Source organism: Chromobacterium sp. IRSSSOUMB001, assembly GCF_023507765.1.
Classification (GTDB): Bacteria; Pseudomonadota; Gammaproteobacteria; order Burkholderiales; family Chromobacteriaceae; genus Chromobacterium; species Chromobacterium haemolyticum.
The window spans coordinates 1-9,164 of the sequence record NZ_JALCYU010000033.1; the positions used below are offsets into that span (position 1 = coordinate 1).

6 protein-coding genes are annotated in these 9,164 nt (G+C 64.6%); 5 read left to right on the plus strand and 1 reads right to left on the minus strand.

Annotated features, from left to right (window positions below):
- Positions 1-313 precede the first annotated feature (313 nt).
- Together MOV80_RS22980 and MOV80_RS22985 are read left to right on the plus strand one after the other, a co-directional pair.
- Positions 314-1,429, plus strand: a complete 1,116-nt coding sequence (locus tag MOV80_RS22980) for an efflux RND transporter periplasmic adaptor subunit (RefSeq protein ID WP_043594675.1) — start codon at positions 314-316, stop codon at positions 1,427-1,429.
- A 15-nt stretch (positions 1,430-1,444) separates the two neighbouring features.
- Complete coding sequence (locus tag MOV80_RS22985; protein ID WP_107732420.1) at positions 1,445-4,558, plus strand: efflux RND transporter permease subunit; 3,114 nt, start codon at positions 1,445-1,447, stop codon at positions 4,556-4,558.
- Positions 4,559-4,610: 52 nt separating this feature from the next.
- On the opposite strand, the gene MOV80_RS22990 is transcribed toward MOV80_RS22985, so the two are convergent.
- Entirely contained in the window at positions 4,611-4,976 is a 366-nt protein-coding gene (locus MOV80_RS22990; RefSeq protein ID WP_019103708.1) for a hypothetical protein, read from the minus strand.
- Positions 4,977-5,343: 367 nt separating this feature from the next.
- Here MOV80_RS22990 and MOV80_RS22995 point away from each other — a divergent pair, with 367 nt between their 5' ends.
- From MOV80_RS22995 to MOV80_RS23005, 3 genes are read left to right on the plus strand one after another with little or no spacing between them, the layout of a single operon-like run.
- Positions 5,344-7,116, plus strand: coding sequence for an ABC transporter substrate-binding protein (locus tag MOV80_RS22995; RefSeq protein WP_249605536.1), 1,773 nt, complete (start codon positions 5,344-5,346; stop codon positions 7,114-7,116).
- Between the two features lie 21 nt (positions 7,117-7,137).
- The gene (locus tag MOV80_RS23000) at positions 7,138-8,076 is read left to right on the plus strand and encodes an ABC transporter permease (RefSeq protein ID WP_249605537.1); all 939 of its coding nucleotides are present in this window, start codon (positions 7,138-7,140) and stop codon (positions 8,074-8,076) included.
- Positions 8,077-8,089: 13 nt separating this feature from the next.
- Entirely contained in the window at positions 8,090-9,151 is a 1,062-nt protein-coding gene (locus tag MOV80_RS23005) for an ABC transporter permease (RefSeq protein WP_249605538.1), read from the plus strand.
- Positions 9,152-9,164 lie beyond the last annotated feature (13 nt).

Here is a 9,164-nt window from a genome sequence, read left to right on the forward strand (position 1 = left end):
ATGACATATGTCTAATGGATAGTGTTGTGGCATGATAACGGGCGGCCGCAGTCAGGCCGCCCAAATGCTTGACTGCGGCTTGTCGGCCTACGCTTCACAACAATAAGACAATACGACCACACAATGGCATATCCCGCGGTGACGCCTGTGGGATGATGCCAAGCGGCCCTGGTCCGGCCGCGCCGGCGCAAGGGGGAGTCTTGCGTCGTTTCATCGTCCTGGATGCGCGGCCGCCGAGCCTGACGCGGCGGCCGATCACGCGTGTCCGAGCTCCGCGTCGCGGGCGGCTCAACCATAGAAAAGAACAACACAGATGAACACACGATTTGTCATAGTCCCGCTCTTGTCGTTGGCGCTGGCGGCTTGCGGCGCCAAACCGTCCGAGCCGCCCAAGGAGGGCGCCGCCGGCAAGGCCGCGGCCTCCGCGCCGGTGGCGCGGGCGTTGTCCACCGCCGACGTGATGGCGGCCAAGCCGCGCGTGCTGGCGGCGACGATAGCCTTCACCGGATCGCTGAACGCCTTGACCAGCGGCACCGTGGCCGCCGAGGTGGAGGCCAGGGTCAAGGAAGTGCGCGTGCGCGAGGGCGAGGCGGTCAAGCGCGGCCAGGTGCTGGCGGTGCTGGACGCCGAAGTGCTGTCGCAATCGGTGGCGGAGCAGAACGCCCAGGTGGCCAATACCGAGGCGCGGCTGCGCCTGGCCAAGGTCAAGCTGGAAAAGCAGCGCGAGCTGCTGCACAAGGGCTTCATCTCGCAGATCGCCTATGACGAATTCGACAGCGACTACCGCGTGAAGGAGGGCGAGGCCAAGGCTCAGGCCACCCAACTGGCGCGGGCGCGCCGGCTGCTGGCGGACACCCAGATTCGCGCGCCGATAGACGGCGTGGTGTACGAGCGCAAGATCAATCCGGGCGAAGTGGCGGGCAAGAACGCGGTGCTGTTCGCCATCGCGGATCTATCGGTGCTGGAAATCGCCGCCACCGTGCCGGCGCGGCTGATCTCGCAGATTCAGCCCGGCATGCAGGCCGGTTTCAGCGTGGACGGCCTGGCCGAGCCTCAGCGAGGCGAAGTGGTGCGCATCAACCCGGTGGCGGTGGCTGGCACCCGCAGCTTCACCCTGTACATCCGCGTGAAAAACCCGGAACACAAGCTGAAGGCCGGGCAGTTCGCCAAGGGCGGCATTGTGCTGCGCCAGGTCAGCGACCAGATCGTGCTGCCGCTGCCGGCCATCCACGATCCGGACGGCCAGCCCTGGGTGCTGGTGGCGCGCCAGGGCAGGCTGGAGAGGCGGCCGGTAGAGCTGTTGCTGCGCTCCGAGGCGGACAGGCTGGCGGCGGTGGCCGGCGTCAAGCCGGGCGAGCACGTGATCGCCGTGGACCTGGTGGGGGTGAAGGCCGGCGATCCGGTCTCCCTGCCCGGCGGCAAACTCTAAGCGGAGGGGCGCAGCATGTGGCTGACCCGAATCAGTGTCCGCAATCCCTATTTCGCCGCCGTGCTGATGATGACGCTGGTGGTGCTGGGCTTGTTTTCCTGGCAGCGGCTGGCGGTGGAGGAGATGCCGGACATCCGCTTCCCCATCGCCCTGGTGTCCACCGACTATCCCGGCGCCTCGCCGGAAGTGGTGGAAAGCGAAATCTCCAAGCCGGTGGAAGAGGCGGTCAACACCATCAACGGCATCAAGGAAATCCGCTCTTACTCGATGGAAGGCAACTCTACCGTGGTGGTGGAGTTCGAGCTGTCGGTGGACCCGGTGTCGGCGGTGCAGAACGTGCGGGACAAGATAGGCGCCATTCAGGGCCAGTTCCGCCGCGAGATCTCCGCGCCCACCGTGTCCCAGGTGGACCCCAACGACAACCCCATGCTGACCCTGGTGCTGACCTCGGACCAGACCCGGCCGCGCGAGCTGACCACCTGGGTGGACAAGGTGCTGAAGAAGCGGCTGCAGATGGTGGCCGGCGTCGGCGACGTCAAGCTTATCGGCGGCGTGCGCCGCGAGATCCGCGTCGACGTGGACCCGGTGCGGCTGGAAGCCTCCGGCCTGTCCTTGCAGGACGTGGCCGACGCGTTGCGCGCAGCCAATCAGGACTTCCCCGCCGGCTCGGTGTCGGCGGTCAGCAAGGAGTGGGCGATTCGCGTCGCCGGCAAGTTGAAATCGGCCGAGGACTTCTCGCAGCTGGCGGTGGGCTACCGCAACGGCGCGCCCATCCGGCTTGAGGACATCGCCACCGTGGCCGACACCGAGGCCGAGCAGTCCAGCATCTCGCTGATAGACGGCCGGCCCGGCGTGTCGCTGGACCTGCGCGCCGCGCGCGGCGCTAATGTGGTGGAGGTGGCCGAGGGCGTCAAGGCCAGGGTGGAGGAACTGAAGAGCCAGATGCCGGCCGGGGTCAAGGTGCGCTACACCTACGATACCGCCGAGGACGTGAAAAAATCGCTGCACAATGTGGAGTCCACGCTGCTGGAAGGCGCCGGCCTGACCGTGCTGATCGTCTTCCTGTTCCTGGGCAGCTGGCGCAGCACGGTGATCACGGGCCTGACTCTGCCGGTGTCGCTGATCGGCACCCTGTTCGCCATCCAGATGTTCGGCTTCACCCTGAACATGCTGACCCTGCTGGCCTTGTCGCTGTCCATCGGCCTGTTGATCGACGACGCCATCGTGGTGCGCGAAAACATCGTCCGCCACGCCGGCCTGGGCAAGAGCCACTACCAGGCGGCGCTGGACGGCACCAATGAAATCGGCCTGGCGGTGCTGGCCACCACGCTGACTGTGGTGGCGGTGTTCCTGCCGGTGGGCTTCATGGGCGGCATCATCGGCAAGTTCTTCCACCAGTTCGGCCTGACCGTGGCGGTGGCGGTGCTGATATCGATGCTGGTCAGCTTCACGCTGGACCCGATGCTGTCCTCCATCTGGCACGACCCGCACCACCACGGCGACAAGCACCGCGGTCCGCTGGGGCGAATGCTGGACGCCTTCGAAAGCTCGCTGGACCGGCTGGCGGAGCGCTACGTCGGCGTGATCCGCTGGGCGCTGGGCCACCGCAAGACCGTGCTGGGCACGGCCTTGCTGCTGACCGTCGCCAGCTTCGCGCTGGTGCCCGGCATCGGCGGCGAGTTCATTCCGGAGCGAGACAGCGGTAAATTCACCATCAGCTACCAGACCGCGCCCGGCTCGGCCTTGGAATACACCGCCACCAAGGGCCATGAGCTGGCGGCGGCGGTGAAGGGCATTCCCGAAATCAAATCGATCTCGATGAATGTGGGCGAAGGCAACTTTGGCGCCGGCAAGAACGACGGCTCGGTGACGGTGGACATCGGCGACAAGAACAGCCGCCATCGCCCGCTGGGCCAGGTGATAGCCGACGCGCGCGCGCGAGTGCTGCCGGTGGCCGGCGTCACCATCAAATCGGTGGCCAACGAGCAGCAGCAGGGCAAGCCGGTCAAGGTGGGCCTGCGCGGCAGCGATCTGCGCGAACTGACCGCGGTGTCCGAAGACCTGATGCGCCGGCTGGGCAAGATCCACGGCGTGCGCGATATCGAATCCAATCTCAGCGAAGGCGATCCGGCGCTGAACCTGGTGCTCAAGCGCGACGCCGCCACCAGCTTGGGCGTGGACCTGGCCCGCGTGGGCAAGACCTTGTCCATCCTGCTGGCCGGCAACGCGGTCACCACCTGGGAAGCGCCGGACGGCGAAAACTACGACGTCAAGCTGCGGGTGCCCAAGTCCGAGCGCCGCCAGGAACTGTTGGACGCGCTGACCGTGGCCGGGCGGCCGGACGCCAACGGCGCGGCCAATATGATTCCGCTGTCTTCCTTGATAGAAACCCGGCAGGGCATCAGCCCGCGCCAGATCAAGCGCGTCAACATGATGCGAGAGATCACCATCCTGGCCAATATCGAAGGCCGCGACGCCGGCACCGTCTCCGCCGAGGTGCATCAGCTGGTGGAAGGGCTGAAGCTGCCGCCGGGGGTGATGCTGGTGCAGGGCGGCCAGCAAAAGGATATGCAGGAATCGCTGGGCTACGCGGTGCAGGCCTTGGCCTTGGGGGTGATCTTCATCTATCTGATCCTGGCCGCGCAGTTCCGCAGCTTCACGCTGCCGGTCACCATCATGATGGCTTTGCCGCTGGCTTTCGTCGGCGTGTTCTGTTCGCTTTATGTGTTCGGCTCCACGCTGAACATGTTCTCGGTGATCGGCATCATCATGTTGATGGGCCTGGCGGCCAAGAACGGCATTCTGCTGGTGGACTTCGTCAACCAGGCGCGGCGCGAAGGGATGGAGCGCAACCAGGCCATCGTGGAGGCCGGCCGCGTGCGCTTGAGGCCCATCATGATGACCAGCCTGGCGATGATCTTCGGCATGCTGCCTTTGGCCCTGGGCACCGGCGACGGTTCGGAAAGCAACCGGCCGATGGCGCACGCCATCATCGGCGGCTTGCTGACCTCCACGGTGCTGACCCTGATCGTGGTGCCGGTGGTCTACACCTATCTGGACGGCCTGCGCAGCCGGGTGCGCCGCCTATTGGGCGGCAAGCCGGCGCACCAGCCGGCGGCCGAACATTGAAACGAAGAGAGCCTGCGTTTGCGCAGGCTCTTTCTTTTGGCGAGGACGGTGTTTAATTTTTAGGGGGCGCCACGCAATCATTGCCCTCAAAGCTCACCGACAGAATGGTGTGGGTTTTGGGATCGGCGACGAAGTTGGTGGTACAGCGGTAATACACCGAACCGCCGCCGCTAAAGCCCCACGGGTAGTTGTAGAAGCCGCCCTGATAAGGCATTTCCTGACTGTAGGCGCTGCGGTAGGTGTAGAGCTGATTGCCGTTGGGCATGGTCAGCTGGCTGGTGGGCGCGCCCCATTGCGCCAGCATCTCGTTGACATCGCGGCCTTGCCAGCCATAGACCTTTTGCGCGTAACCCGCCTGGGTGGCGCAACCGGTCAGCAGGCTGGCCGCCAGCAGGGTCAGCGCTAGCCTTGTTTTCATGATGCGCTCCTTGAAAAGTGGGAGGCGGGTGGATAAAACGGCCGCCTTGGGTGGTGTTTGAACGGAGACTTTTACGATGGCGTCGCCGGCGTCGCTTGTCAACAAGCAGGGCCGGCGCACCTTGTTCATGAGTGTTAAGAACCTGTTTACGATCTGCTGCGCGTCGGCGGGATGGATAGAAATGGGCGTTGAAACCGAGCTCAAAATGCTCATGTACCACGTGTACATTCCGTTTTTTCGCTCGTTTTCGCCTTGTCTCGCCTTAGCTCGCGAGATCGTAAACACGTTCTTAAGAGCCGCTAGAACGGCGACATAATAATCGGCCGGCGCAAGACGCCAGGCCGGAGCGACAACAAAGGAGAAAATCATGAGCCTGAAGCGATGCGCGCTGCTGGCGCTGATGGCGTGGGGGGGAATGTCGGCGCAGGCCGCGGACATGAACAAGGTGCTGCATGTGGCCTTCAACGCGCCGGAAACCGGTTTCGACCCGTCCAAGACCTCGGACATCTATTCCGGCGCCATTATCGAACACATCTTCGATCCGCTGCTGACCTTCGACTACCTGGCGCGGCCGGTCAAGGTGGTGCCCAATGTGGCCGTCGCCATGCCCACGGTCAGCGCCGACGCCAAAACCTACACTTTCACCCTTAAAAAAGGCGTGTACTTCGCGCCGGACCCAGCCTTCAAGGGCAAGAAACGAGAGCTGACGGCGGAAGACTATGTCTACGCCTTCAAGCGGCTGATTGATCCGGCGGTAGCCTCGCCGATGAGCGATCTGGTGGCCGGCAAGTTCGTCGGCCTGGACGCCTGGGCCAAGCCCGCCGGCGGCAAGATCAACTACGATGCGCCGGTGGCCGGCGTGCGCGCGCTGGACCGCTACACCCTGCAACTGAAGCTGATTCAGCCGTATCCGGCGCTGAAATACATCCTGGCCGCGCCCTTTGTGCAAGGCCAGGCGCGCGAGGCGGTGGAAGCCTACGGCAGCAACACCAACGCCCACCCGGTGGGCACCGGCCCCTATATGCTGGCCAAATGGCAGCCCGGCACCCACATCTCGCTGGTGGCCAACCCCAACTTCCGCAAGCAGACCTTCAACTACCAGCCGGGCGGCGACCCGGAAGACCAGCGCGTCGCCCGCGAGATGAACGGCAAGAGCTATCCGCAGATCGGCCGCATCGAAGTGTCTGTGATCCAGGAGGAACAGCCCACCTGGTTGGCGTTCAAGAGCGCGGAGCTGGACCTGGTGGGCATCCCCCAGCCGCTGATCCGGCAACTGCTGCGCATGGACCCGAGCAACCCGTGGCGGGCCGAACTGAAGCCGGACCTCCAACGCCAGGGCGTCCGCTTGCTGCGCAGCCTGGACGAGGAAATCACCTTCTACGCCTTCGGCATGAAAGACCCGGTGGTGGGCGGCTACGGCAAGGACAAGATCGCGCTGCGCCGCGCCATCACCATGGCCTTCAACACCGATGAAACCATACGCGACATCCGCCGCAACCAGGCGGTCAAGGTCCAGTACGTGGTGCCGCCCAATGTGGCCGGCCACAACCCGGATTTTCGCGGCGCCTTCCCCTACAACCCGGCGCTGGCCAACGCCTTGCTGGACCGCTTCGGCTACAAGAAGGGCGCGGACGGCTATCGTCGCCAGCCGAACGGCGGGCCGCTGGTGGTGGACTTCCTGACCGGCCCCACCGCCATAGACAAGCAATGGAACGAGTACTGGCAAAAGGCCTTTGATCTGATCAAGGTGCGCGTGGACTTCCGCGTGATGCAGTGGAACGAACAGATCAAGGCGCAGCGCGAGTGCAAGTTCGGCATGAACGGGGCGGCCTGGAGCGCGGACTTCCCGGACGGCGAAAACTTCGTTCAGCTGCTGTACGGCCCCAATACCGGCGGCGTCAACTACGCCTGCTACCAGTCCGCGCGCTACGACCGGCTGTACGAGCAGTCTCGCAATCTGGAAGACGGGCCGGAGCGCAACCGGCTGTACGACGCGATGAATAAGATCGTGATGGCGGACACCCCCTGGGCTTTCAGCGACATCCGTTTCCGCAACACGCTGATCCAGCCCTGGGTGCGCGGCGCCAAGCTGCATCCCAACTACAACTACATCTGGCGTTTCCTGGACGTGCAGAAGTAAGCGGCAGGCGAGGAGAACAATATGTCCGCTTTTATCATCCGTCGCATCCTGCAGATGATCCCAACCCTGTTTGGCGTCATGCTGCTGGTTTTCACCCTGTTTACCCTGGTGGGCGGGGACCCGTCGCTGGTGCTGGCCGGCAAGCACCTGACGCCGGACGTGCTGGCCAATATCCGCGCCCAGCTGGGCCTGGATCAGAGCCTGCCGCAGCAGTTCTGGATCTTCGTCAAACAGGTGCTGACGTTGGACTTCGGCACCTCCTGGTCCACCCAGCAGCCGGTGGCCGACATCATCGGCAGCCGCGTCGGCCCGTCCTTGACGCTGACCGGCGCCATGCTGGTGGTGGACCTGCTGATCGCCATCCCGCTGGCGGCGCTGGTCGCCTATTTCCGCGGCGGCCTGACCGACCACATCGTCACCATCGCCTGCACCGTGGCCATGTCGGTCAGCGCGCTGGTCTACATCATCGCCGGCCAGTATTTCCTGGCCTTCAAAATGGGCTGGTTCCCGGTGCGCGGCTGGGGGGATTCCTTCTGGATCAACCTCTTCGTCTACGTGCCGCTGCCGCTGCTGATGGGCCTGATGGTGTCGCTGGGGCCGGACATCCGTTTCTACCGCAGCTTCTTCGTCGAGGAAATCGGCCAGGACTACGTGCGCACCGCGCGCGCCAAGGGCCTGTCCGAGCGCGCGGTGATGCTCAAGCACGTGCTGCGCAACGCGCTGATCCCGGTGGTGACCAGCGTGATGATGTCGCTGCCTTATATGTTGATCGGCGCGCTGGTGCTGGAAAGCTTCTTCGGCATTCCCGGCATGGGCAATGAAGTGGTGATGGCGGTGAACAAGAGCGATTTCCCGGTGATCAAGGCCATCACCATCTATATCGCCATCGCCACCATGGTGTTCAATCTGCTGGGCGATCTGGTCTACAAATTGATCGACCCGCGCGTGCAACTGACGTGAGAGAGGGCTGGAAATGACGACATTGCACAATAGCGCCGGCGCCGCGCCGGCCGCCCCCTCGCGCGGCTTGTGGGCGCTGGGCTGGCAAAGGCTGAAACGCAAGAAAGTGGGCTTTGTGTCGCTGTGGATCGTGGCGGCCTATCTGCTGCTGGCCGTCGGCGGCTGGTTCAATCTGGTGGGCGGCGGCTGGACCGATGAAATCGCTGTGCCTTACGCGCCGCCCAACTGGGTGCAGGCCTCCGCCGACGACGTGCTGCCGCCGGAGCCGGCCAAGCCCGCCCAGGCGTCCGCCGCCATCGTCACCATGACGCCGGAAGAAGACCCGATAGGCAAGGAGTTGCAACAGGCGCGGCAGCACATGGGCGAATATGCGCAAGCCGCGCCGGCCAAGCTCGCCACGCTGCCTTTCGGCGCCGATCTGCGCGGCCGCGACGTGATCGAAAAAACGCTGAAAGGCACGTCCACCTCCATCTTCGTCGGCGTGTTCGGCGCGGTGGCGGCCTTGCTGGTGGGCTGCGCGCTGGGCGCGGCGGCAGGCTACTTCGGCGGCCGGGTGGACGACGCGCTGGGTTGGTTCTACAGCGTGTTCACCTCGGTGCCGGACATGTTGCTGCTGCTGTCCTTCGCCGCCGTCTCCGGCCGCGGCATCACCACCATCGTCACGGTGATGGCGCTGACCAGCTGGACCGGCAGCTTCCGCCTGGTGCGCGCGGAATACCTGAAGCTCAAGGGCCGCGAATATGTGCAGGCGGCGGACGCCATCGGCGCCGGCAACGCCCGCAAAATGTTCGTCCACATCCTGCCCAATATCTCCCACCTGTTGCTGGTGCAGTTTTCCTTGCTCACCGTGGCGCTGATCAAGTACGAAGCCATCTTGTCCTTCCTCGGCTTCGGCGTGGGCGTGCGCCAGGTCAGCCTGGGCTCCATGCTGGCGGAAGCGCCCACCGAGCTGATCCAGGGCTATTGGTGGCAAATGCTGGCGGTTACCTTGTCCATGTCGCTGCTGGTCACCGCCTTCAGCCTGTTGGTGGATGCGCTGCGCGACGCGCTGGACCCGCGCGCGGCGGCGAAGTGAGTGGGGGAGAACA

Bases quoted from the DNA above. Each gene is read 5' to 3' on its own strand.
- MOV80_RS22980 (WP_043594675.1), top strand. From the start codon at position 314: ATGAACACACGATTTGTCATAGTCCCGCTCTTGTCGTTGGCGCTGGCG.
- MOV80_RS22985 (WP_107732420.1), top strand. From the start codon at position 1,445: ATGTGGCTGACCCGAATCAGTGTCCGCAATCCCTATTTCGCCGCCGTG.
- MOV80_RS22990 (WP_019103708.1), bottom strand. From the start codon at position 4,976: ATGAAAACAAGGCTAGCGCTGACCCTGCTGGCGGCCAGCCTGCTGACC.
- MOV80_RS22995 (WP_249605536.1), top strand. From the start codon at position 5,344: ATGAGCCTGAAGCGATGCGCGCTGCTGGCGCTGATGGCGTGGGGGGGA.
- MOV80_RS23000 (WP_249605537.1), top strand. From the start codon at position 7,138: ATGTCCGCTTTTATCATCCGTCGCATCCTGCAGATGATCCCAACCCTG.
- MOV80_RS23005 (WP_249605538.1), top strand. From the start codon at position 8,090: ATGACGACATTGCACAATAGCGCCGGCGCCGCGCCGGCCGCCCCCTCG.